The following is a 22,463-nucleotide window of genomic DNA, read 5'->3' as shown; positions in this document are numbered from 1 at the left end:
CATTTTTGCTCGGCAGATATTTGCGGGGGGTTAGCTAACCGAACAATTTTTGTGAGCCCCCAGCCTAAGCAAGTAGAGTTAACCTAGTTATTGATATTCACTATAATTCACAGTAACATCAGATTTAGGAGAATGCCAAACCAATGAACTTATTGAATGAGAATAAGCCAATCATTGGTCTTTTTGGTGAAGAGTTTGTTCTGTCTCAGGGCGGAGTAAATGTAAGGGTGAAATCAAAATTCGTAGACTTTTTATGTTTGCTGATTTGTAGGTCGCCCGATACGTTGGTAACACGTCACGATTTAGTAGCACTCGAAAGTTGGTCGGCGAACAAGCCGTTATCCGCTGGAAAGCAGATTGCACGATTCCTAGAATCACTGAACCAAAAAGGGATTTCATTGCTAAGCACGAGCCGAAAGACAGATGGTTGGGGTCTGAGCGATGAATTCCGCGCATCTATTTTAGAAACAGATATCCAGAGAGCAAAAGAACTATTGAATGCGAAACAGCTTAAATCCGGCAAACGGACAACTGAAGAACAAAATGAACTGCTGTTTTGGTATGCCGTTAACTTTAAGGCGTTGGTGGCGTTAACCAGCGGAGACGCACGAAACGGCTATACAAAGCTTCGTGACGACTTGTTGCATGTGCATGATGATGAGCAACTCGCGATAAGCAACGTTTTGCTCACTAGGCTTGAACAACGTATCGCAGAATCCACAATACCCATATTTCCTTCCAGTAAATTACCGATTGATCCATTCGTCCGTGCTATAGAATTTCGCCGAGTTGCAGCTTATGCCCTTCATGCCAATTCAAACGAATGGAATAAGTTAGAAAATATTTTCCGCCAATATCTAGCCACTTTGGCGGGTTCGGGTGACTTTTTATCAATCGCTATCTTGAAAAATGCTCTTGGGATTTTGCTTCGTCGCCTTGGTAAAGTGGATGAGGCTTTAGGGCAAATATCGGATGCGGCTAAGTTTGGCATTTTTTCCGGTGACATTATTTTGATCCAAAATATTGCGTTCAATCTCGCAAACATTGCATCTGAAATTCATCGGCTAAAACCTAAAGCCGTCAATTTTGAAGTTATAGCCAGTCTATTGGAATTTGATGCAGAGATAAGGACAAAATATGGATTTGGGAGAGACAGCGCGCAAAGTGAGCTTTTATTGGCATATCTTTACTATGAGCGTAGAGATTTAACCAAGGCGAAGAAGTATCTTAAGATGGCGAAAGTTATTATTGAGCAGAGCGGATTGCGTGCTGATGAGGCATTGATGGCGCGCGTTGAAGGGCTAATAATCGCCGCCGAAGCAACGGATAAAGAACATTTTGATCAAGCCATCGATCTTCTCGAAAAATCCAAGGCGATATATTTGCGGACAGGCTATAATGCTGCAGCTGATTGGATCGACGGAGAGATTGCTGCTATCTTGCATCCTTCCTGAAGCTCAGTCCAAACAGATTGCGCAAAGCCTCCAATGCGATCATTCTACGTCCGCAAGTTGGACCCGCTACACAGCACTGGACCGGCCCAAGAGCAGTCATCTGAAAATGACTCTTCAAATGACTACTCGCCACCCATTGTCATCGCAGTGTCGGCCCACCGTGGGCCAAATTCGGGAATCTAATGAGCCAAAAGCGTTTTCAACCGAAAGCACCCACACCGGCCGATTACGCACTATGGGAATTTCGTGGGTAAAAGCGAACACGCCAGCCAGCTTATTGGAGTAATGTATCGTAATCCTTATAAGCTGCACTTGATTGAGAAGATTTCGTAATGCGGGGGTCAGAGGTTCGAATCCTCTAAGCGGCACCACTTTTTCCCAATCCCTTGAAATATCTATCCAATCGTTGGAGAAACGGTCCCAAAACAGCGTTTGCTACACAGAACTGCTACACAAACCTGCTACACAAAATGCCTTCAGGAATGGCGTTGAGGGGCAGTCAGTTCTATTATCGACGACGGGTTCCAACTGATGTTCGCAAGCTGATTGGCAGGAATGAGATTTGGTGATCTTTGAAGACTGACAGTTTGAGATCAGCATTAAGGCGATTTTCACTCGTCGCTTCGGAGGTGGAAGCTGAGATCGAAAATGTCAGATTCAAGGCTGGCATGATTGTGGATAAGACGCTCCTGAAACCGCTGGGCAACGATGGGCAGAGAAAATCGTCTGGGAATGTCGGTGTCAACAGACAATCAAGCTGACGGGGAACATGGCTGTCGATGCGCAAACCGATGATGCCGTAACGTAGTCTGCAATTTATCGAGATAGCCATCTAAAGGTAAAACGCATAAAAATACCCTCTCGGGCCGGGTTGCGGCAAAAGCCTGTTTTCAAATCCTTAGCCTTTGTGATATCCCGTCCGTTTACCCGATAATCGCGGTTTATCATCATGCTGAGTCACAATGCTTCGCCACGAAAGCATGGTCCTTTAGGAGAAAAAAATGTCTGTCGTTACCACTGAAAAACATGGCAATATTCTGGTCATTATTTCCAATAATCCTCCGGTAAATGCGCTCGGTGCTGCGGTACGCCAGGGATTGGTGGACGGCATCAGCGAGGCGCTTTCAGACGATAGCGTCGAGGCCGTGGTTATCCGCTGTGACGGACGGACTTTTTTTGCAGGTGCCGATATCACCGAATTCGGCAAGCCGATGAAGGGTCCGAATCTGGGCGAAGCGCTTGACCAGCTGGAGGCCAGCAGCAAGCCGGTTGTTGCGGCGATCCACGGCACCGCACTAGGCGGAGGTTGCGAAGTCGCTTTGGCTTGTCATTACCGGGTTGCGGTTCCGTCAGCAAAAATAGGCTTGCCGGAAGTCAAATTGGGATTGATCCCCGGCGCCGCCGGAACCCAGCGTTTGCCGCGGGTGGTTGGCGCAGAAGCCGCCCTGCCGATGGTCGTGATCGGCAACCCGATTTCGGCGACAAAGGCCCATGGCATCGGCCTGATCGACAAGATCGTTGGTGAGGACAGTCTGGCTGATGAAGCGATAGCCTTTGCCCGCGAACAAATTGGCAAGGCACCGCCGCGTTCGTCCGAAGGTACCGCCAACCAAGACGGCATCAAGAACCCGGCCATATTCGACGAGTTCCGTCAGCAAAACGGGCGCAAGATTCGTGGCTTCGATGCGCCCGAAGCAGGCATCCAGGCGGTCAAAGCGGCGGGCGAACTTTCCTATGCCGATGGCGTGGCGAAAGAGCGCGAGCTGTTCGCCAAATTGATGTCAGGCACCCAGGCGGCTGCCATGCAGCATTATTTCTTTGCCGAACGGGCTGCCAACAAGATTGATGGCATTGATCCGAAAATCGACCTGATCCCGATCAAGAAAGTCGGTATTTTGGGTGCCGGCACCATGGGCGGCGGCATCGGCATGAACTTTTTGTCTGCTGGCATTCCGGTGACAATTGTCGAGCTCAAAGAAGAAGCGCTGGATCGCGGTGTTGGCGTGATCCGCAAAAATTATGAAAATACCGCCAAGCGCGGACGCATGACAGAGCAGCAGGTCGAAGATGCGATGAGCATATTGACGCCTAGTCTGTCTTACGACGACCTCGCCGATTGTGACCTAGTGATCGAAGCGGTGTTTGAGAATATGGATGTCAAAAAGGAAGTGTTCACCAAGCTTGACGCTATCGTCAAACAGGGCGCGATCCTCGCCAGCAACACCAGCTACCTCAATATCAACGAGATTGCGGCGATGACCAAGCGACCCGAATATGTTCTGGGTCTGCACTTTTTCTCTCCGGCCAATGTGATGAAATTGCTGGAAATCGTTCGCGGCGAGAAGACTGCAGATGATGTCCTGATGACGGCGATGAAACTGTCGAAGAAAATCGGCAAAGTTGCGGCAGTTTCGGGTGTCTGCCCTGGCTTTATCGGCAACCGGATGCTCAGCCCGCGTCAGGAACAGGCCAATGCGATGCTTATGGAAGGCGCCAATTACTGGGAAGTCGACGACGTCCTGCTCGAATTCGGATTCCCGATGGGACCGTTCCAGATGTCCGATCTGGCCGGTGTCGATATCGGGTGGCATCGTGACCCGGCCCGCATCGAAACAATGCGCGATGCGCTTTGTGCGGTCGGACGCTGGGGCCAGAAGGTCGGCAAGGGATTTTATGATTATGATCAGGCGCGTCAACGGACGCCTGCTGACGAAGTCAAACAGATCATCGCCGAATTTGCGGCCAAGGCGGGCAAGGAACAGCGTGAGATTTCAAAGGACGAGATTCGCGAGCGGCTTCTTTACCCGATGGTCAATGAAGGAGCCAAGATCCTGGAAGAAGGCATGGCACAGCGCGCGAGCGACATCGATGTCGTCTGGATCAACGGTTATGGCTGGCCGCTTTACACCGGTGGCCCGATGTTCTGGGCCGATACCGTCGGACTCGACAAGGTCGTTGCCGGACTCGAGAAGCACAACCTGCCGGTCGCCGATATGCTCCGGGACAAGGCGAGCAAAGGCGAAAAGTTCAACGGGTAGGTTTAGGTTTTTCGAAAACGGGTAGGTTTAGGTTTATCGAATAGGAGAGAATAAATTGGCAACTCAAGCTATAGATCCACTGGAAAAGTGGACGCCGAGCAATGGATGGCCGCTGCGGTCGCGTGATGAAATCGAAGCCTTGTTATGCGCACCGGGTGAACCATTTGAAATGGAGATGGTCGATATTGAAGGTGTCGCCACCCGCGTGTGGAAAAACGCCCATCCCAGTCTGGCGGCTCTCGCCGAACATGCCCGCGGTCATGGTGATAGCGAATTTCTGATATTCGAAGATGAGCGCGTCACCTATGCCAACTGGTATCGTGCCGTCACCGCTCTCGCAGTGGAGCTGCAGAACATCGGCGTCACCAAGGGTGACCGGGTATCGCTGGCGATGCGCAATCTGCCCGAATGGCCGGTGATCTTCTTTGCTGCCGCCTCTATCGGCGCCATTGTCGTGCCGCTCAATGCTTGGTGGACGGATCAGGAACTGGTCTTCGGACTGGAAAATTCACAGACCAGCGTCTTGCTCTGCGACGCCGAAAGATGGGACCGGATTTCGCCGCATCTGGCGGACCTGCCCGACCTCAAACATGTCATAGTGGCTCGCAGCCAAAGCGAATTGGCACCGGCGGCCCGGCCGCTGGAAGCGATTATCGGGCGGCCCAATGACTATGGCAATCTTCCGGATCAGGACCTGCCCGCGGTCGATATTGCACCGGATGACGCGGCGACGATTTTCTATACCAGTGGCACGACCGGACAACCCAAAGGCGCGCTCGGCAGCCATCGCAACCTGACAACCAACGCGATTTCCTCCGGCTATGCCGCAACAGTCGGAGCCTTGCGTCGGGGAAATGAACTGCCCGAACCGACCGTGCGTGTTGGCTTGACGGTTATACCGATGTTCCATTGTACCGCATGTTCCGCAACCATGATGCCCACCGTACATGGCGGTCACAAGATGATATTCCTGCATAAGTGGGACACGATAAAGGCAATGGAAATCATCGAACGGGAAAAGGTCAACGCGACCGGCGGTGTGCCGTTTATCGCGTGGCAATTGATCGAACATCCGGACCGCGAGAAATATGATCTGAGCTCGATCGATTCAATCAGCTATGGTGGGGCGCCCTCAGCTCCCGAACTGGCCCGGAAGATCTTTGAAGTCTTTGGCGCGCTGCCCGGCAACGGCTGGGGTATGACCGAAACAACGGCGACGGTTACAGGCCATAGCGCCGAAGATTATCTCAATCGCCCGACCAGTTGCGGCCCGCCGGTGGCGGCTGCCGACCTGAAAGTCATGAGCGAGGATGCCAGCGAGGAAATGCCGATTGGCGAGGTCGGTGAACTTTGGGCGCGCGGACCGATGGTCGTCAAAGGCTATTGGAGACGCCCCGACGCGACCGCCGAAACCTTTGTCGATGGCTGGGTCCGTACCGGTGATCTGGCGCGGCTGGATGACGAAGGCTTCTGCTATATTGTCGACCGTGCGAAAGACATGATCATCCGCGGCGGCGAGAATATCTACTCATCCGAGGTCGAGAATGTCCTCTACGATCACCCTGCGGTGATGGACGCCGCTCTTGTCGGTATCGATCACAAGATGCTGGGCGAAGAACCGGCCGCCATTGTGCAGCTGGTTCCCGGACAACAGGCCACCGAGGCGGAATTGCAGGCATGGGTACGCGGACGGCTCGCCAACTTCAAAGTGCCGGTGAAAATCCTGTTCAGAACGGAAAGCCTGCCGCGCAACGCAAACGGCAAGATTCTGAAGAAGGACCTCAAGTCGCTTTTCTGAGACCAATTAGGCTTTTGGTGTCAGGCGGATCATACCCTCTTGCACGGCCGTCGCCACCAGAAGCCCGTCCTCTGTGAACAGTGACCCGCGATTGAGACCGCGCGTATGGCCGGTCCAGTCGCTGTCCATGACATAGCAGATCCACTGATCGACCCTGAAGTCGTCATGGAACCACATGGCGTGGTCGAGGCTGGTCGAGAATAGGCCCGGCGTGGTCCAGTGCAGCCCGTGAGGGATCATCGACGTCGAGAGCAGTCCCATATCGGATGCGAAGGCCAGAGTGGCGCGGTGGGTCAACGGATCATCGGGCAGCGGCGCAACCGTCTTGAACCACTGATATTGGCGCGCTTCCGGATTCTTCCCTTCGGGGCGAAAGCTCCGCACTTCAAAGGGGCGCGGCATACTCATCCGCTCGACATGCTCGTCCGATATCAGCGGATTGCGGGCAATTTGCTCCATCGCGCTCATACATTGCTCGGGCGGCAAGACGTCGGGCATAGTGATCTGATGCTCGAGTCCCTCGGCGGGTTTCTGGAAAGAAGCGGTCAGGTTGAAGATGACCTTTTCATCCTGCCGGACGACAACCCTGCGGTTGGATATACTGCGTCCGTCGAAGTCGCGATGCACCCGGAAATGCAGCGGTTTGGTTTCATCCCCCGCCCGCAGGAAATAGGAATGGAGCGAATGGATATTCTTTTCGCCATCCACCGTACGATCCGCCGCAACAATCGCCTGGGCAATCACCTGACCGCCGAAAATCCGCTCCCGCGCCGTTGAATTGAGCGCCGGAAAGATGAACTCGTCATCCTCTTCCGCCGTCAAATCAAAGGTACGGAGCAATCCCGCTATCAGCTTTTCCGCGGGCACGGAGGATCGATGGGCCAAAGCGTCCGACAACCGGCGCTCGACTTGTGCGTCTGTCAATTTTTCCAAAACTGCTTCTATTCCTTAATATGCGCCAAGCTTAAAGTAATGCGCGTTCAGGGATAAATTTCGAACAGGCCGGCACCACCCTGTCCGCCGCCAATGCACATGGTCACCACGCCCCATTTCGCGCCACGACGACGGCCTTCCTGCAACAGATGGCCGGCACAGCGCGCACCGGTCATGCCGAACGGATGACCGATCGAAATCGAGCCGCCGTTGACATTATATTTCGCCGGGTCAATTCCCAGACGGTCGCGGCTGTAGAGACACTGGCTGGCGAACGCTTCGTTCAGTTCCCAGATGTCGATATCGTCAACAGTCAGCCCTTGCCGTTCAAGCAGCTTGGGAACCGCAAATACAGGGCCAATGCCCATTTCATCAGGCTCGCAGCCGGCCACCGCCCAGGACACAAAACGGCCCAGTGGCTTCAATCCGCGGCGCTCCGCTTCCTTGGCTTCCATCAGCACGAGAGCGGCCGCTCCGTCCGACAGCTGGCTGGCGTTGCCGGCCGTGATAAATTTATCTTCGCCCATGATCGGCTTCAGACTGGACAGGCCTTCCAATGTTGTTGTCGGACGATTGCACTCGTCGCGGTCGACGGTGTAGTCGACAATGGTTTCTTCCTTGGTTTCCCGGTCGACCATTTTCATCTTGGTCTGCATGGGGACGATTTCATCGTCAAATAGCCCGGCTTCCTGCGCTGCTGCGATCCGCTGTTGCGATTGCAGGGAATATTCATCCTGATATTCGCGGCTGATATTATAGCGCTCTGCCACGATATCGGCAGTCTCGATCATCGGCATGAAGATCGCCGGAGCAATTTTCAGAATTTCATTGTCGATGCTGCCTTCCGGTGCTCTTGTCCCCTGCATCGAAATGCTCTCGACGCCGCCAGCTACAACGCAGTCCGCGCCATCACCCCGGATATGGTTCGCCGCAATCGCGATCGACTGCATGCCGGACGAACAGAAGCGATTGACCGTTGCGCCAGCCGTTGTTTTTGGAAGACCAGCGAGAAGCGCCGCGTTGCGTCCGATATTGGGAGCCGCGTGCGCGACATTGCCGAGTATGCAATCATCGACAAAATCGCTTTCAACGCCCGACTTGGATACCGCATGTTTGATCGCATGAGCCGCCATCGTCATCGGGGGCGTGATATTGAAGCCACCGCGACCTGCTTTGGCGAGCCCGGTACGGGCATAGGATACGATGACTGCTTCACGCATTTAATTTCTCCAGTTGATGTTCAAAGGTAACGCTTTGATTGAATTGCATTTGAACATGACGGCCTAAGATTATTTGAAACCTTGTCAAGATATCCGCAATTGGACGAAGCGTGTGTTTGTGGTTGAATGCGGCGGAGATCTGCGGACAGCAGGACGTTCCCTCTGGTCCAGCGGAAAAATATATCTTCTCGGGCCGGCGGCAGATGGCTGTAATTCAGCGTGTTTCAACCCGCATGCAGCGGTCTGAAAGCAGCGGCCCGAGTTCCCAATGCACTAATTCGAGGACATCTATGTTCGAAAAGCGTCCGGGCGCTGGCACACCCTTGCCCAACGCACGAGCAACTACATAGCCTGCGCTTTACAAGCCCCGCGAGTCCAGTACATCAATCCATATGCCATCTTGAACACCATTTCGTCTTTTGACAGGCTTTCCAGCTGCATGTTGAAGAAAGCCAGGGTCGGTTTGATCTTGATACTGCTGCCATCGATGACATAGCTTCCCGGCTTTTCAATCTCGGTTGCTGAATTGGTCTGGTATAATAATGTTCCGTCCTGCGCGAAAACGAAGCCGAGCATTTCATCGCTCCGCTCGTCGCTGATCATATTATGGGAATAGCACCACGGGCCTTCGAGATGGGCCGGAGTCAGACCAGCAACCGCCACCTCCGAAGCGCCAGCGGCGTTCCATATCCCGGCAGATGATGCCGCCTGATCTTCTGACTGACCACAGGCGGAAAGGAGCAAAGGAAGCAGCAGAGCGGTGTGAAATTTCATGAGTATTTCCTGATAATATTACCGAAAGATAATTGGAGCCGTGATCGGTAGCCGCGTCATCACGGGATATTGAAACCGGTGCTAATTGCCGGTCGCATTTTCGACGCTAACGACCAGCACCCGTTTAATGCCGTCGTCTTTGACATCGATGATGACCATACCATGGCCGTTTCCACGAAACATCATCATCCCCGGTTTTGGTTCTTCCACAGGAAACAGCTCATATCCGGCTGCAATCATGCGGTCATTATAGGCCGCCAGCAGGTCAGCGGCGCTGGTCTGTGTATTGCCGCGCAGGAGATAAGTTTCTGCCATCGGATTCATCTTCTGGCTTTGCGTCGGTTCAAAGTCGGCGGGAAGCCAGATATCCTTTGGCATCCAGTCCATATCCTTGGGCAAAAAGGCGGGTGGTGGTGACTCCACCTTGCTGATCTCCAGCGGGCCATTGGCAACAGCCTCTGGCTGCTTCGGATCATCGGAACATGCCGTCACCAGTAATATCGGTGCTGCCATCGTCCAAATTACTCTGCTATTTTTCATATCTTCTCTCCGTTGCGCCATGCCAAATGTTAATCTGATAGATGCGGGGCCGGCCTCCAGCCCTGCTCGGGGCCCACCGGTTCACATCAATTGAACCGGTAGCTGCCTGCATAGCTGCGGTAGGACATTGTCGTGACGCCATTGCGCCTGGTTCCTGCATAAGAGGATTGCCCGGGGAGCATCTGGATCGACACCTGCCCGCCGGAACGGTCGATCCGTCCGGCATGGAGCGCTGCTTTGCAGATATAGGAATCATCCGTGTAAATGTCGGTTCCCCATACTGACCCCGTGTTCGAGATATTTGCAGGGCATGAGCAACTCAGCGCTTTGCCGGTGCCTCGCCATTTGGATGCCGCGCGGCATTCCCCGATATCTTCGCCGGTCAGTTGATTTTCCACCTGACCCAAATTGCCCAAACCAAGACTGCCCAATATGGCTGCGGCATCGCGTTCAAAAGAACTCCCAGATCTTGATTTCCGTCCATTGCCATTGGCCCGATTGCGACCACTGGCCGAAGCTCCGCTTGAATTGACTTCGACCGCATCAACAAAGCGGTAGCTGGCGCGATATTTCCCGTAACTCCGGGTCGATACGCCATGCCGTTTCGAACCGGTGTAGCTATTCTGACCGGGCAGCATTTCGATTGTCACGCGTCCGCCGCTGCGATCCAGAACCGAGGCGTGGAGTGCTGTGGAACAGATATAGGAATCCGCCGTATAAATATCGGTGCCCCACAGCGAAGTCGAAATGTCGAAATTCGCCGGGCATGTACAGGTCAGAACCTTGTCCGTCCCCACCCAGCTGGTTGGAGCAGCACAGATTCCGATATCCTGCGCATCGTGCCCCGGGCCGGGTTGACTTGCCGGCGCCGCCATTGCCGACGAAGACAGAGAAGCTGAAACGAATGCGATGGCGGTTAATATCGATCTGAAGCTTGATACTGGCATTTCAGCAATCCTTTGCCGTTGAAACATCGAATGATTGGCAGGATGATCCTCAAGATCATTGCCAATCACCCCTCCAACGCAAAGCAATGAAAAATACCGCCAATTTTCAGAAGAAACTAGCTAGAGAATTTCGCTGCGGCTGCCTTGCAAGGAAGCAGATACCGATCCGGCAGCGGTATTTTCGACGCCTTCAGGCCGCTATAGGCGGACTGAATAAACGGCTTCGCTTCCCTCTTCTTTCCCTGTCCCATTATCGATATCCCGATCCGGCACCGGGCCACCTCGGTCGCGAAATGGCCGGCAGGTAATACCCGCGAGAGCAAATCGAATGCGCGCTGCGCGTCAACCTGCGCTTCGACAAAACGGCCTTGCGCGATACGCATTTCGGCGCGGGTTAGCGATGGAAAGGCGCGGCGCGGGTGATCGTCCGGAAGATGGCGCGCGAAAATATTGTCGACATCCCGCAAATCCTTTTCGGCTTGGGCAAATTGCCCTGACTGGACGAGGGCTGCTGCCAGATTCTGCTTCACCTCTCCCGCTTCCAAAGACCGCTTCCCATGTAGGGATCGGGTCTGCACCAGGACCTGCCGAAACTGGGATATCGCCTCTTCGACCTGACCTGCCTCGACCAGAGCCAGAGCCAGATTGTTGCGATGTGACAGGTTGGACGAATAATCGGGGCCAAAGGCGGCGATCGACAATTCCAGAGCCTTGCGATGATATTCTATCGCTGGTTCCGGCTTGCCTTGCGTTGCTGCCAGCCGGCCGAGATCGGAATAGATGATCGACAGGCGCGGGTGATCATCGCCATAATATTTGCGGGCGACGACAAGGGTCTTGTCCAGCTGGGCTTCTGCGGCGGCGCCCTCTCCCAGACCGACCAGGGACCGGCCCAGCCCAGAACCCGCTTCAACAGCAGCGGGGATTTGATCGAGCTTCCCTGCCAGGGTCTCCACCCGTTCGAACAGCTCTTTCTGCTCCGACCAGTTCCCTTCCTGATTCCAGGCCGCCAACAACAATATGTCGAGCGCATGAATATCTTCGCTCTTGTTCCGTCCAAGCAGGGCCAGCGCTCTGTCCAGCTTCTCCTCACCTGCCTTCCGGTCACCACCCAGGTTTTGCAGATAGCCCAGATAGGCAAGAGCAGCGGCATAGGCGTTGTCTTGCGGTGCATTGGCTCTGTCCAGCAAAGCCACCGCTTCTGCCGCCAGTTTCTGCGCGGCTGGCAGATCGTCGGCCCGTTGGTGACTGCGCGCGGTCCAGCCCAGCAAGTCCGCTATCAAAGCCGGATCATCCGCCAGATTCTCGCGTGCATCCGCCAGAGAAGCTTCCAGCATCCTGAGGGTCGTCGCCGATTGCGGGCCGACCGCGTCCATTTCCAGCGGATCGAACCGCCGAAACAGATTGAGCAGCATATCCTTGCCCCGTTCGACCCGGTCGAGAGCCGCGACCGCGATATTCCTCTGTTCGCGAATCTGGCTCGCATAGATCGAGGCGGTCAATCCCCAGCCAGCAAAGCCCAGTAACAAGGCTGCCGCCAAGACTGCTGTCCATGGATTGCGCTTGATCAGGCGCCAAATCCCTGCCGCTTTGCTATCCGGCGCAGCCATGACTGCCTGGCCGTCGACCAGCTTTCTCAGGTCCATCGCCAATTGCGCAGCGGACGGATATCTTGCCGCCGGATCGGAAGCCGTTGCCATCTCCGCCACCGCTATATGGTCGGCATCAAGGTCAAAATCGGAAATCAGCTGCTTCAGGACCAGCCCCAGCTGATAGACATCGCTGCTGATGGTCAGGGCCTGACCGGCACGATGTTCGGGCGAGGCGATAGCGGGAGACACGGCGATGGCCGGACCACCCAGCCCGTCCTCGTCGAGCAACTGGGCGATGCCGAAGTCCAGCAGCTTGATCGACCCGTCTTCCTGAACCACGACATGTTCGGGCTTGATATCGCCGTGCAGGACCAATCGGTTATGGGCGGCCTGCAACGCATCCGCCGCTTGTGCGACGAGCGCGAGCCGCTCCGCCAGAGGCAGATCATTTGTAGCACAATATTCGGTAATCGCCAGACCATCGACATATTCCATGACCAGCCAGGGTGATCCGGTGGCCGTCTCGCCACCATCAATGATCCTCACCAGCCCGTGATGATCCAGACTGGCCAGCACATTGCGTTCGCGATGGAATAATTTGATCAGATCATCGCTCAGGATCGACGCGCGCATGATTTTCAGCGCCGCTTTCTGCCGGTAGCGATCATCATCCCGTTCGACCTCGTAGACCTCGGCGAGCCCTCCCGATCCGATATGGGAGACAACCTTCCATGGTCCATAATGTGCCCCTATCCGCAGATCATCGGAATCACTGGCAAATTCGGGCACGACCATATCGAGAAACATGTCGCGCTGTTGTTCCAGCACGGTGAACAGCGCATCATTTTTGGATGCCTTATCGAGCAATATTTTCGTCCGCAAACCGAGTGCGGGTTCAGCGGCGAAATGTTTCTTGATCCATGAAGCACGCTTGCCGGACGCCAATGACAAGACGTGGTCGAGAGCGTAATCGACCCTTTCCCAATCAGACATGCTGATATCCTGTTTCATTTTGCGTCCGTTGTCATATGCGACCCACTAGATTGGGAGGACTGGTTTGCGATCCTGTTTCCATGAGAATTCATAAGCGACCATGAATTTCCTTGTCGGTCTGATAACGTCAAACAGCGCCATCATCCGCCACGAAATGTTCCGCGAGATAGATCCGCGCCCGCGTCCACTGCCGTTCGACAGTCCGCGTAGAGCGATCCAGAGCCTGTGCGGTTTCCTCGACGGACAGACCGGCGAAGAACCGGCATTCGACCACTGCCTCCAATTCCGGAACCCGGTCAGATAGCGCCGCAAGCGCTTCATCAATTGTCACTATCGCCTCCGAAGGGGCAGTGTCTGCCACAAGATTTTCGTCCAGCTGGACATGAGCTGCACCCCCGCCGCGCTTGCCAGCGGTCTTGCGGCGGGCGTGATCGACCAATATCTGCCGCATGGCCCGGGATGCCGTTGCCAGATAATGGTTGCGGTCGGTGTAGGAAGAGCCTTCGGATGCTGATAATTTTAGCCAGGCCTCGTGAACGATCATCGTAGTGTTAAGCGATGGACCGTTCGCCTGCCTGCTCAGTTGCCGGGATGCTATCCGGCGCAGGGCATCATAGGTTTCGGCGATCAGTTCTTCGGACAGGTTCAGGCTGCGGCTTTCCGCTCCACGTTCAACGCTATTGCTCCCCATCCCATATTCCCATGCAATATTCCGGGCGCTGGTCGCCGGAAGGAAATTCTCTTCTCGTGCATGTGGCTGGTATAGCAAGGGTTTTTCTATATTTCCTCGATTTTACCGGATCAAAGGATCCTGTTATTCTTTCTCGATCACGAAAATTTCAATGCGGGTTCCGCCGCCTTCAACGTCGTCGCTGAGCGTGATCGAGCCATCATCAACCGCCTCTCCCGCGAAGCGAATGAGCAGGACATTGCCTTGCTCTTCGCTGATGATCGACAGATTCTGGCGGGGCAGCATGCAGCGATAAAAAGCCGATACAGTGTCAACCGTTCCCGGCGTCTGCGCTACAACGGCGTAATTATCGCTGGCATATTCCGGCGGATGGCCTGCGGTCTGCTGTTCGATAATAGCATCGTCCGGAAACAGGATCGAAGATGGGTAATTTTCTATCTGCATCGCTTGTGACTCGGGGCAGGCAGCCTTTGCAATGCCATCCATTGTCGAACAACTCGTGACTAGAAGTAGCGAAGAGACCAGCGACCAACCAAGATAAAAGCGCAGGCCCTTTCGCGAGACTATTTTCACTCGCCGGATCTTGCGATCGCTTCCAACGCCCCCAGATCGATCTGATCGAGCACCGCTCGCAGATCTCCGATCGAATTGGCATATCCATCGGCCTGGACGTTGAAACGGTCACCCACGATCATCCCGTAGCGGCCATCCTTGCTGGCGCTGTCATAACGGATTGTGGTGAGACGACCGTCGATCTTACCCATTTTTTCGATCACCGTACCGTTCTGGCTTTCGGATTCCATATTCATTGCACCGCCCAATGTAGCGAGGCTCCCTGCAATCCCCAGATCGGTGATGACGAGATCTATGCTCTTCTCGTCATTGCCATAGCTGGCCGACGCGCTGGACGCTCCGACACCGCCAACCGACGTGCCGCTAGACTGTGTTCTGGTCTGGACCAACCCGCCGGGCAGACTGGCCGGAAGCATTGCAGCGAGTTGTTTTGACGGCAATGTAGTGGCCTGGCCGTTTTGCGCCCGTTCGTTTGCGGCCGCCATTTTCTCGCCGGCTTTTTCCAACTCGCCCAAATCTAGCGAACCCACGCCGGGCACGTTGAAGCTACCGGACAGGCTGCCATCGCTGGCGTCTGGTACGCTGCTGGTCATGAGCATCAGCGGGGCCAGAATCAAACTGAAAATCATCCCTGCGATCGCGCCGACAACCACGATTGCTACGGTGTAGATTACCGCTTTGTCGTCCGGCGCCTTCATCATGACCGGAATGCCTACATAAAGCAGATATAATCCATATAATCCTAGAATGGTGAGCATTCCAAGGCCTGGCACAAGCTGGAATGCTCCCGCCACCCACGCAGCGGTTGCGCTATAGGCGGCCAGCTTGAACGCATTGGTCCGGTTCGCGGTGCCACCGAAACGGGGCGCCAGAAAGTCGATCACCAATGCCATCAGGAAAACACCGATCAGGGTGAATATATAGCTGACCACTGCGGTCGACAGAGCGGACAGGAAAGACGGCCGGTGTGTAATACCGAAAAAGCTGTTGCCAAACAGGATAGCATGAATGAACCCGGCCACAGGTCCGATCGCCGCCAGCGGAATAATGTAGGATTTGTAGATTGAAGCGATGCTCGCTGCTTCACCTTCAATAACCGGCCATTCTTCACGCGGCTTTAATAATATAGCCTTGGCCCGTTGTAGCAATGATGCTCCGAATTGTTCTTCGTTCATATAACCACCTCATAAATTAACTGGTTACAACCCAAGACGCAGAATGATCGGAAATCCCGCCAAAGTAAATGTAATTATATCCGTGTCTTAATAGGGATAATCCAATTCATTCGCGAATCAGGCTTTAACGCGCCAAAGCAGCAGTAAGTAGAACTCCTGATATGAGAGAGTGGCGCGAACCAATATTTGCTGGATCGATCCGGCGCTGGGTCAGGTTCGCAAAGCCGAGCTTTGCCCCGCTCCCGTTCGCGAAAATGCATCCATTGCAGCAAAGGAATATAAATGAGCCACGTATTGCACGATCTCCATGCCGAATTTCCAAACGACAACGATATTCTACATGCGTTGAAGCTGTCCGATGGACATTTCCGGACCGTCTCGGATCGTTATCACGACGTAAACAAGGAAATTCACCGCATAGAAGCTGAAGTGGAACCCGCGTCTGACGATCGGAACGAAGAGCTAAAAAAGCAACGACTGAGTCTATTGGACGAGGTCGCCACCATGATCAGCAAAGCCAAGGCGGTTTGAAAGAGCGATGGTCGATGTAGCACGATGAGCGCTGTCATTTGCCACCCGAACTACCAATGGCTTCGATATCTTTACAGGAGCATGGCGCTTGCCGCCGCGTCTATCCATCGCCGCCTATGTCACATTTGCTGATCGTCTGGTTCTGGCTCGCGGATAAATACGTCCGCGTGGCCAGAGCCAAGCCTTCTGATTTTGCCAAATCCATCCACCACATGTCTCGCTTTGGTATTATGTGCGTCCTGATTCAGTCCCTGGCCGGCTGCGCCTCGATTTCTGTGCCGCAAGGGCTGGCGGCGTCATCGCCGGTTTTCGATCCGCTGATATTCTTTGCCGGCCGAACAGAAGGCCGCGGAAATTTGAGGAAAATTCTTTCTTCGCCAACTCCGGTCATCGTTCATGGCAGCGGTTCGGTGGACCAGAGTGGAACTCTTGTCTTGGAACAGGAGGTGCTGGAGGGAGAAAAGCCGCTCCGCAAACGCAGCTGGCACATTCGTCTTATTGGCCAGAATATATATGCTGGTTCATTGAGCGATGCCAGTGGTCCGGTTAAAATCTCGGTGGAAGGAAACCGGATGCACATATCCTTCACCATGGATGGAGGCTTTCCGGTTGATCAGTATATTTTTCTTGCGGCCGACGGGCGTTCGGCAAAAAACATCATGCTGGTCCACAAGCTCGGTATCAGAGTTGCAGTGCTGGACGAGAAGATCATTAAAATATCCGAGTAATCGCTCCCCGTTCATCATTGCGTAGCGCAAGGAGACCCTGTTGGATCAACCCGGCGCCGGCCCGACATCTCAAGCGACAGCGGAGACCAACCAGACCTTGCCCTGCATCATCACACCTTTTCCGGGAACGTGGTGCCGGGCAAATAGATCGATAAGCTCCTTGCGAGCAGCGTTGACAACCGCATCCCCTTGATCACGCAACAAGCGACCGGTCGCCATTGCGGCTGACGCAAAATCGGCGGCCTGCTCCGGCGTCGCGCCGACACCACCGACAGGTTGCAAGGCTACATAGGCAGCAACATCAACATCGGAAAAACCACCGCTGCTCAATATCTCGCCAAGATAGTCCAGATCTTCAAAAGCAAACGGCCCCGGCGCGCGCGGTACCGCTGGAGGAACCTCAACGTGATTTCTGACGACACCCATCATCTCCATCATCCAGAGATTGTCTCGCGGAGGGCCCCATACCGCCAGATCGATGCGGCCGCCTTTGCGGACCAAGCCGTGCAGATTTGCAAAGGCGCTCTTGGGGTCTTCGAAGAACATGCTGCCGAAGCGGGAAAACAGGCGGTCATAAGGCGCGTCGGACAAGGTGACGGTGGAGGCGTCGGCGCAGGTAAATTCTATATTCTCAGCGCCACTTCTTGACGCACGTTCCTGAGCGGAAGCGACAAGGTCGGGTGAAATATCGACGCCCATGACCTTACCCGAAGGCGCCACCGCATCGGCAATCGCAAGCGTTGTAGCAGCGCCACCACAACCCAGATCAATCACGGTTTCGCCCGGCTGAAAATCAGCGCGAGCCAGCAATGCGTCGCCGATCGGGGCGATCATTTCTTCGAACAAGGAGAGGTTGGCGAGCCATTTCAGACCCATTTCACCAGCCCAGTCTTCGGGTTTTATCTCTTCGGGCTGCTGGCCTTGATCGGCATTATCATTGCTCATCGTTGGTGTTCCTATCCTATAATATTTTCGCGAAGCCGGCCGTTCCTGTTCCGGTCACCGGTTTTTTCGCTGGAGCGGCGACCGTTGTCGCTGCCGCCACGATGCGCTGCGGATCAGGTTCCTCGGTCAACAAGGCCTCCATCGTTCTGACGCAAAGACGCGAGGCGTCATCGGCAAGATCATACCAGATTTGCTTTCCTTCCCTGCGTGTTTTCACGACGTCTGCCTGCCTCAGAGCCGCAAGTTGCTGACTGAGTGCCGGCTGGCCGATTCTTGTTGCGGCATCGATATCGCTCACGCTGCTTTCGCCGCGGAGCAGAAAGGACAAGATCATCAACCGCTGCGGCTGAGCGAAGATTTTCAGCTTCTCGCTGGCCGCATCAGCCCGGACTCGGCTTTCGAATATTGCAGTCACGGGGCTCTCACTACATGGCAGAACCAGTCTTCGTCCTGACTGATATCCTTTGCCGATAGCGACGGTATCGCCAGCACATCGTCACCGGGTTGCCACCCTTCGGGAGTCAGCACGTTTTCCTTGTCGGTGAGTTGCAGCGCCGCCAGCATGCGGAGAATCTCGTCGACCGACCGTCCGACATTGTGCGGATAGCAGGTGGTCGCGCGGACAATCCCTTCCGGATCGATAAAATAGCTGGTCCGCATCGCTGCAGAATCGGCGGCATTTTCGTCGATCATGCCAAAGGCACGGCCGACCGCCATGCTCGGGTCCTCAACGATCGGAAAGGGGATTTTGACGTCGAACTTTTTCTCGATGGCCCGCGCCCAGGCAAGATGGGAATAGAGGCTGTCCACTGACAGGCCGAGCAAGGCGCAGTCCATCGCTTCGAACCGGTCCTGATGGCGCGCAAGGGCGACAAATTCGGTGGTGCAGACCGGGGTGAAGTCGGCGGGATGCGAGAAGAAGATCAGCCACCGCCCGCGATAGTCGGACAGCTTGACCGGACCACGGGTTGTACGCGCCTCAAAGTCCGGGGCGACGTCCCCTATACGCAATGACCCTGACTTTACCTGCAACGCGTCTGACATTAATTTTCACCTCTCCCGAGAATTGGCAGTGTTGGCATATTGACGCAACACATATAATGTATTACATAGTTTATGTAAATATGAATTTGAGGAATTATCTATGACTGATTCGGCACTGATTCATGCAACGGAACAAATCTCCCGCGCGCAGCAGCATCTCCCCGTTATCAAGGCTTTTTTTGACCAGCCAACCTATACGGTGACCTATGTGGTGCATGACAAGGAGACCAAATGCGCCGCCATCATCGACAGCGTGTTCGATTTTGATCCGGCTTCCGGTCGAACCTCCTTCGATTCCGCCGACGAGGTGATTGCCTATGTCAAGGAACAGGGTCTGACGGTCCAGTGGCTGCTCGAAACCCACGCCCATGCCGATCACCTGTCGGCTGCGCCCTATCTGCAGGAAAAGCTTGGCGGCAAAATTGCCATTGGCGAGCATATCGTGACGGTTCAGGACGTATTCGGCAAATTGTTCAACGCCGGAACCGAATTCCAGCGCGACGGATCGGATTTCGATCGCCTGTTCGCCGACGGCGATACGTTCAAGATCGGCGATCTTGATGTGACGGTGATGCACGTGCCCGGCCATACGCCGGCCGATATCGCCTATGTCATCGGCGATGCGGTCTTCGTCGGCGACACGATGTTCATGCCGGATTACGGAACAGCCCGGGCCGATTTCCCCGGCGGCGACGCGCGCAAACTCTACCAGTCAATGCGGCGCCTGTTATCGCTGCCCGACAGCACCCGCCTGTTCATGTGCCATGATTATCTGCCGGCCGGCCGGACCGAATATGTCTGGGAAACCACCGTCGCCGAGCAGCGGAAGAACAATATCCATGCGCATGACGGCGTGACCGAGGACGAATTTGTCAAAATGCGGACCGAGCGTGACAAGACGCTGGATATGCCGCGGCTGATCCTGCCGTCCGTGCAGGTCAATATGCGGGCCGGACATTTGCCGCCCGAGGAAGATAATGGAGTGCGCTACCTCAAAGTTCCGTTGAACGGCGTCTGATGCTCACCGCTTTTCCCCATGCCATGCCGCTGGAAGGCCTGATCGGCGGTTTGATGATCGGGCTAGCTGCAGCAGTGATGTTGCTCGGCCTCGGTCGCATCGCCGGAGTCAGCGGCCTGGCGGCGCGCGCCACCGGCATCGCCGATAGCGGAGCGCCGCGCGGCATAGCCACCGCATTTGTCATCGGACTACCACTGGGCGCCCTGATAATTTCCCTGGTCACCGGCGGTATCGAAACCCGCTTTCCGGCATCGGTCATTCCGCTGGTCATCGGCGGTTTGCTGGTCGGCTACGGCACGCGTCTCGGCTCCGGCTGCACCAGCGGTCACGGCGTCTGCGGCATGTCGAGACTGTCCCCCCGTTCGTTGATTGCCACGGCCATCTTCATGGCCAGCGGCTTTGTCACCGTGGCGCTGATGCGCGCAGGAGGTTTCTTGTGAGACAGATATTGGTCGCTCTTTTCGCCGGAGCCCTGTTCGGCGCAGGCTTAGCCTTTTCAGGCATGGCCGATCCTGCCCGGGTGCAGGGCTTTCTCGATCTCTTCGGCCATTGGGACCCGACCCTCGCCTTTGTGATGGGCGGAGCGATGATTCCTATGGCTTTCGCCTGGATCATCCAGCGGCGTCTGGACAAGCCATTTGCCGATGCGCATTTCTCGCTTCCCGGCACCACGCTGATTGATCGCAAACTCACAATCGGTGCGGTCCTTTTCGGAGCCGGCTGGGGCATTAGTGGCCTCTGCCCGGGCCCTGGTCTGGCCGACCTGGCGATCAATCCCCTGCCCGCGTTAGCATTCGTCGGCGCATTGCTGGCCGGTATGATCGCGCATCGGGTGACAAGTTAAGTAGAGACACGATAATGAAGGATGTCCAATGACGAGCAAGCTACAAATTACGAAGTTGACCGACGCTGTTAGCGTATCGCCGCAACTGGAGCTTGGCAGTGTCACGGAACTGGCGAAAGCCGGCTTCAAATCGATCATCTGCAACCGTCCCGACGACGAGGCAGGCGCCCATCCCCGTTCCGCTGCAGTGGCCAAAGCAGCGAAAGAATCCGGCCTTAAGTTCGCATATGTCCCGGCAGTGTCCGGTGCGATCACCGATCAGGACGGCGAAAGAATGGCCGCAGCGCTGGCGGATCTTCCCGCTCCGGTCCTCGCCTATTGCCGGTCCGGTGCCCGGTCGACCAAATTGACGGACATGGCACAGGTTAAATCAGCGAAAACACCATCAACATCCAGCCGCTTCAATGTCGTCATCGTCGGTGGCGGCTCCGCTGGCATCGCGACCGCTGCCAGCATGCTCAAGCGCGACAGGAATATCTCGCTCGCGATTATCGACCCGTCGGAAGACCATTATTACCAGCCCGGCTGGACCATGGTCGGTGGCGGAGCCTTTTCTGCGGAATTCACGCACCGCAAGGAAAAGGACCTGATCCCTGCGCGGGCGCAATGGATAAAGTCTGCGGTCAGCTCATTCGATCCCGAAAATAACTCCGTGCTCACCGCTGACGGACAGGAAGTCGGCTACGATGTGCTGATCGTTTGTCCGGGCATCAAGCTTGACTGGGCAGCCATTGACGGCCTGCCGGAGACGCTGGGCAAAAATGGCGTCACGTCCAATTACCGCTTCGATCTCGCGCCCTATACATATCGTCTGGTGAAAGACCTGACCAGTGGGACCGCCTTGTTCACCCAGCCACCGATGCCGATCAAATGCGCTGGCGCACCGCAAAAGGCGATGTATCTGTCCTGCAGCAAGTGGGAAAAACAGGGCGTTCTGGGCAACATCGACGTACAGTTCCACAACACCGGTGCAGTGCTGTTTGGTATCAAGGAATATGTGCCCGCCCTGATGGAATATGTTGATCGCTATGACATCCATCTCAAGCTGGAATCCAGACTGGTTGCAATCGACGGTCCGGCGCAAATTGCCACCTTTGAACAGAAATATGGCGAAGAGACCAAAAGAGTCGAAGTGAAGTTCGACATGATCCATGTTGTCCCGCCGCAAGTCGCTCCCGATTTTGTCCGCTCCAGCCCGCTGGCCGCCGAAAGCGGCTTCGTTGATGTCGATCCTGATACTCTACGCCACATGAAATATGCCAATATATTTGCGCTCGGCGATGCCTGTAGCGCGCCCAATGCCAAAACGATGGCGGCCGTTCGTAAACAGGCCCCGATCGTTGCCGTCAACGCGCTCGCCGCCCTCGATGGCAAGCCACCGGTCGCCGATTACGACGGCTATGGCAGCTGCCCACTGACTGTTGAACGCGGCAAGGTTGTGCTCGCCGAATTCGGCTATGGCGGAAAGCTGTTGCCGAGCTTCCCGAACTGGCTGATCGACGGCACAAGGCCATCGCGGCTGTCGTGGCTGCTCAAGGACACGATCCTGCCGCCGGTCTACTGGCACGGCATGCTCAAGGGCCGTGAATGGATGGTCAAGCCGCACCGCATCGGCTCGGAATAAG

The 22,463-nt window shown here is 55.3% G+C and carries 22 protein-coding genes and 1 tRNA gene; 11 read left to right on the top strand and 12 right to left on the bottom strand.

The features are described from left to right. The first annotated feature begins 143 nt into the window (after positions 1-143). The 5 genes from V7680_RS01240 (at position 144) to V7680_RS01225 (ending at position 6,290) form a co-directional block, all read left to right on the top strand. Positions 144-1,454 (top strand): hypothetical protein, encoded by a 1,311-nt coding sequence (locus tag V7680_RS01240; protein ID WP_335651464.1) that lies wholly within the window; start codon positions 144-146, stop codon positions 1,452-1,454. Positions 1,455-1,722: 268 nt separating this feature from the next. After that, positions 1,723-1,825, top strand: a tRNA-OTHER gene (locus V7680_RS01235). A 99-nt stretch (positions 1,826-1,924) separates the two neighbouring features. Beyond that, positions 1,925-2,023, top strand: a complete 99-nt coding sequence (locus V7680_RS15730; RefSeq protein WP_442954953.1) for a DUF6538 domain-containing protein — start codon at positions 1,925-1,927, stop codon at positions 2,021-2,023. A 432-nt stretch (positions 2,024-2,455) separates the two neighbouring features. After that, a complete protein-coding gene (locus V7680_RS01230) occupies positions 2,456-4,492 on the top strand; it encodes a 3-hydroxyacyl-CoA dehydrogenase NAD-binding domain-containing protein (RefSeq protein WP_335651463.1) in 2,037 nt (678 codons plus the stop codon). Between the two features lie 55 nt (positions 4,493-4,547). After that, entirely contained in the window at positions 4,548-6,290 is a 1,743-nt protein-coding gene (locus tag V7680_RS01225) for a class I adenylate-forming enzyme family protein (protein ID WP_442954952.1), read from the top strand. Between the two features lie 6 nt (positions 6,291-6,296). Here V7680_RS01225 and V7680_RS01220 read toward each other — a convergent pair whose 3' ends face one another. From V7680_RS01220 to V7680_RS01180, 9 genes are all read right to left on the bottom strand, one after another. Further along, positions 6,297-7,223 carry an acyl-CoA thioesterase gene (locus V7680_RS01220; RefSeq protein WP_335651462.1) on the bottom strand — a complete coding sequence of 309 codons (927 nt, stop codon included), beginning with the start codon at positions 7,221-7,223 and terminating at the stop codon, positions 6,297-6,299. A 47-nt stretch (positions 7,224-7,270) separates the two neighbouring features. Then, positions 7,271-8,443 (bottom strand): thiolase family protein, encoded by a 1,173-nt coding sequence (locus tag V7680_RS01215; protein WP_335651461.1) that lies wholly within the window; start codon positions 8,441-8,443, stop codon positions 7,271-7,273. A gap of 342 nt (positions 8,444-8,785) precedes the next feature. Continuing rightward, entirely contained in the window at positions 8,786-9,217 is a 432-nt protein-coding gene (locus tag V7680_RS01210) for a hypothetical protein (protein WP_335651460.1), read from the bottom strand. A gap of 81 nt (positions 9,218-9,298) precedes the next feature. After that, positions 9,299-9,757: a hypothetical protein gene (locus V7680_RS01205; protein ID WP_335651459.1), complete on the bottom strand. Its 459-nt coding sequence runs from the start codon at positions 9,755-9,757 to the stop codon at positions 9,299-9,301. 86 nt (positions 9,758-9,843) lie between these two features. Then, entirely contained in the window at positions 9,844-10,704 is an 861-nt protein-coding gene (locus tag V7680_RS01200; RefSeq protein ID WP_335651458.1) for an LCCL domain-containing protein, read from the bottom strand. A gap of 116 nt (positions 10,705-10,820) precedes the next feature. Continuing rightward, the gene (locus V7680_RS01195) at positions 10,821-13,289 is read right to left on the bottom strand and encodes a serine/threonine-protein kinase (RefSeq protein ID WP_335651457.1); all 2,469 of its coding nucleotides are present in this window, start codon (positions 13,287-13,289) and stop codon (positions 10,821-10,823) included. Positions 13,290-13,416: 127 nt separating this feature from the next. After that, a complete protein-coding gene (locus tag V7680_RS01190) occupies positions 13,417-13,980 on the bottom strand; it encodes an ECF-type sigma factor (protein WP_335651456.1) in 564 nt (187 codons plus the stop codon). A gap of 123 nt (positions 13,981-14,103) precedes the next feature. Beyond that, positions 14,104-14,466, bottom strand: coding sequence for a hypothetical protein (locus tag V7680_RS01185; RefSeq protein WP_335651455.1), 363 nt, complete (start codon positions 14,464-14,466; stop codon positions 14,104-14,106). An 83-nt stretch (positions 14,467-14,549) separates the two neighbouring features. Further along, on the bottom strand, positions 14,550-15,728 hold the full coding sequence (locus tag V7680_RS01180) for a Yip1 family protein (protein ID WP_335651454.1): 1,179 nt from the start codon (positions 15,726-15,728) through the stop codon (positions 14,550-14,552). Between the two features lie 282 nt (positions 15,729-16,010). Here V7680_RS01180 and V7680_RS01175 point away from each other — a divergent pair, with 282 nt between their 5' ends. Next, positions 16,011-16,259 (top strand): YdcH family protein, encoded by a 249-nt coding sequence (locus V7680_RS01175; protein WP_335651453.1) that lies wholly within the window; start codon positions 16,011-16,013, stop codon positions 16,257-16,259. A gap of 56 nt (positions 16,260-16,315) precedes the next feature. Beyond that, positions 16,316-16,987, top strand: coding sequence for a DUF3833 family protein (locus tag V7680_RS01170; RefSeq protein ID WP_335651452.1), 672 nt, complete (start codon positions 16,316-16,318; stop codon positions 16,985-16,987). A 69-nt stretch (positions 16,988-17,056) separates the two neighbouring features. Here V7680_RS01170 and V7680_RS01165 read toward each other — a convergent pair whose 3' ends face one another. Genes V7680_RS01165 through V7680_RS01155 form a run of 3 tightly spaced genes read right to left on the bottom strand, consistent with a single transcriptional unit; the run spans position 17,057 to position 18,976 of the window. After that, positions 17,057-17,932: a class I SAM-dependent methyltransferase gene (locus V7680_RS01165; protein ID WP_335651451.1), complete on the bottom strand. Its 876-nt coding sequence runs from the start codon at positions 17,930-17,932 to the stop codon at positions 17,057-17,059. Positions 17,933-17,948: 16 nt separating this feature from the next. Next, complete coding sequence (locus tag V7680_RS01160; protein WP_335651450.1) at positions 17,949-18,347, bottom strand: ArsR/SmtB family transcription factor; 399 nt, start codon at positions 18,345-18,347, stop codon at positions 17,949-17,951. Continuing rightward, the gene (locus V7680_RS01155; protein ID WP_335651449.1) at positions 18,344-18,976 is read right to left on the bottom strand and encodes a peroxiredoxin; all 633 of its coding nucleotides are present in this window, start codon (positions 18,974-18,976) and stop codon (positions 18,344-18,346) included. Before V7680_RS01155 ends, V7680_RS01160 begins: the two co-directional genes overlap by 4 nt. A gap of 100 nt (positions 18,977-19,076) precedes the next feature. On the opposite strand from V7680_RS01155, the gene V7680_RS01150 reads away from it, so the two are divergent. From V7680_RS01150 to V7680_RS01135, 4 genes are read left to right on the top strand one after another with little or no spacing between them, the layout of a single operon-like run. Then, positions 19,077-19,994, top strand: a complete 918-nt coding sequence (locus V7680_RS01150; protein ID WP_335651448.1) for an MBL fold metallo-hydrolase — start codon at positions 19,077-19,079, stop codon at positions 19,992-19,994. Then, positions 19,994-20,434, top strand: coding sequence for a YeeE/YedE family protein (locus V7680_RS01145; RefSeq protein ID WP_335651447.1), 441 nt, complete (start codon positions 19,994-19,996; stop codon positions 20,432-20,434). The genes V7680_RS01150 and V7680_RS01145 overlap by 1 nt, the downstream gene beginning before the upstream one ends. Beyond that, on the top strand, positions 20,431-20,838 hold the full coding sequence (locus tag V7680_RS01140) for a DUF6691 family protein (RefSeq protein ID WP_335651446.1): 408 nt from the start codon (positions 20,431-20,433) through the stop codon (positions 20,836-20,838). The genes V7680_RS01145 and V7680_RS01140 overlap by 4 nt, the downstream gene beginning before the upstream one ends. Before the next feature lie 28 nt (positions 20,839-20,866). After that, complete coding sequence (locus V7680_RS01135) at positions 20,867-22,462, top strand: TIGR01244 family sulfur transferase (RefSeq protein WP_335651445.1); 1,596 nt, start codon at positions 20,867-20,869, stop codon at positions 22,460-22,462. The last annotated feature ends 1 nt before the right edge of the window (position 22,463 follow it).

This window comes from Parasphingorhabdus sp. (assembly GCF_036963705.1).
Classification (GTDB): Bacteria; Pseudomonadota; Alphaproteobacteria; order Sphingomonadales; family Sphingomonadaceae; genus Parasphingorhabdus.
This window is presented reverse-complemented; position numbering and strand designations above follow the sequence as displayed.

Bases quoted from the DNA above. Each gene is read 5' to 3' on its own strand.
- V7680_RS01240 (WP_335651464.1), top strand. From the start codon at position 144: ATGAACTTATTGAATGAGAATAAGCCAATCATTGGTCTTTTTGGTGAA.
- V7680_RS15730 (WP_442954953.1), top strand. From the start codon at position 1,925: ATGCCTTCAGGAATGGCGTTGAGGGGCAGTCAGTTCTATTATCGACGA.
- V7680_RS01230 (WP_335651463.1), top strand. From the start codon at position 2,456: ATGTCTGTCGTTACCACTGAAAAACATGGCAATATTCTGGTCATTATT.
- V7680_RS01215 (WP_335651461.1), bottom strand. From the start codon at position 8,443: ATGCGTGAAGCAGTCATCGTATCCTATGCCCGTACCGGGCTCGCCAAA.
- V7680_RS01210 (WP_335651460.1), bottom strand. From the start codon at position 9,217: ATGAAATTTCACACCGCTCTGCTGCTTCCTTTGCTCCTTTCCGCCTGT.
- V7680_RS01205 (WP_335651459.1), bottom strand. From the start codon at position 9,757: ATGAAAAATAGCAGAGTAATTTGGACGATGGCAGCACCGATATTACTG.
- V7680_RS01200 (WP_335651458.1), bottom strand. From the start codon at position 10,704: ATGCCAGTATCAAGCTTCAGATCGATATTAACCGCCATCGCATTCGTT.
- V7680_RS01195 (WP_335651457.1), bottom strand. From the start codon at position 13,289: ATGTCTGATTGGGAAAGGGTCGATTACGCTCTCGACCACGTCTTGTCA.
- V7680_RS01190 (WP_335651456.1), bottom strand. From the start codon at position 13,980: ATGGGGAGCAATAGCGTTGAACGTGGAGCGGAAAGCCGCAGCCTGAAC.
- V7680_RS01185 (WP_335651455.1), bottom strand. From the start codon at position 14,466: ATGGATGGCATTGCAAAGGCTGCCTGCCCCGAGTCACAAGCGATGCAG.
- V7680_RS01180 (WP_335651454.1), bottom strand. From the start codon at position 15,728: ATGAACGAAGAACAATTCGGAGCATCATTGCTACAACGGGCCAAGGCT.
- V7680_RS01175 (WP_335651453.1), top strand. From the start codon at position 16,011: ATGAGCCACGTATTGCACGATCTCCATGCCGAATTTCCAAACGACAAC.
- V7680_RS01170 (WP_335651452.1), top strand. From the start codon at position 16,316: ATGGCTTCGATATCTTTACAGGAGCATGGCGCTTGCCGCCGCGTCTAT.
- V7680_RS01165 (WP_335651451.1), bottom strand. From the start codon at position 17,932: ATGAGCAATGATAATGCCGATCAAGGCCAGCAGCCCGAAGAGATAAAA.
- V7680_RS01155 (WP_335651449.1), bottom strand. From the start codon at position 18,976: ATGTCAGACGCGTTGCAGGTAAAGTCAGGGTCATTGCGTATAGGGGAC.
- V7680_RS01150 (WP_335651448.1), top strand. From the start codon at position 19,077: ATGACTGATTCGGCACTGATTCATGCAACGGAACAAATCTCCCGCGCG.
- V7680_RS01145 (WP_335651447.1), top strand. From the start codon at position 19,994: ATGCTCACCGCTTTTCCCCATGCCATGCCGCTGGAAGGCCTGATCGGC.
- V7680_RS01135 (WP_335651445.1), top strand. From the start codon at position 20,867: ATGACGAGCAAGCTACAAATTACGAAGTTGACCGACGCTGTTAGCGTA.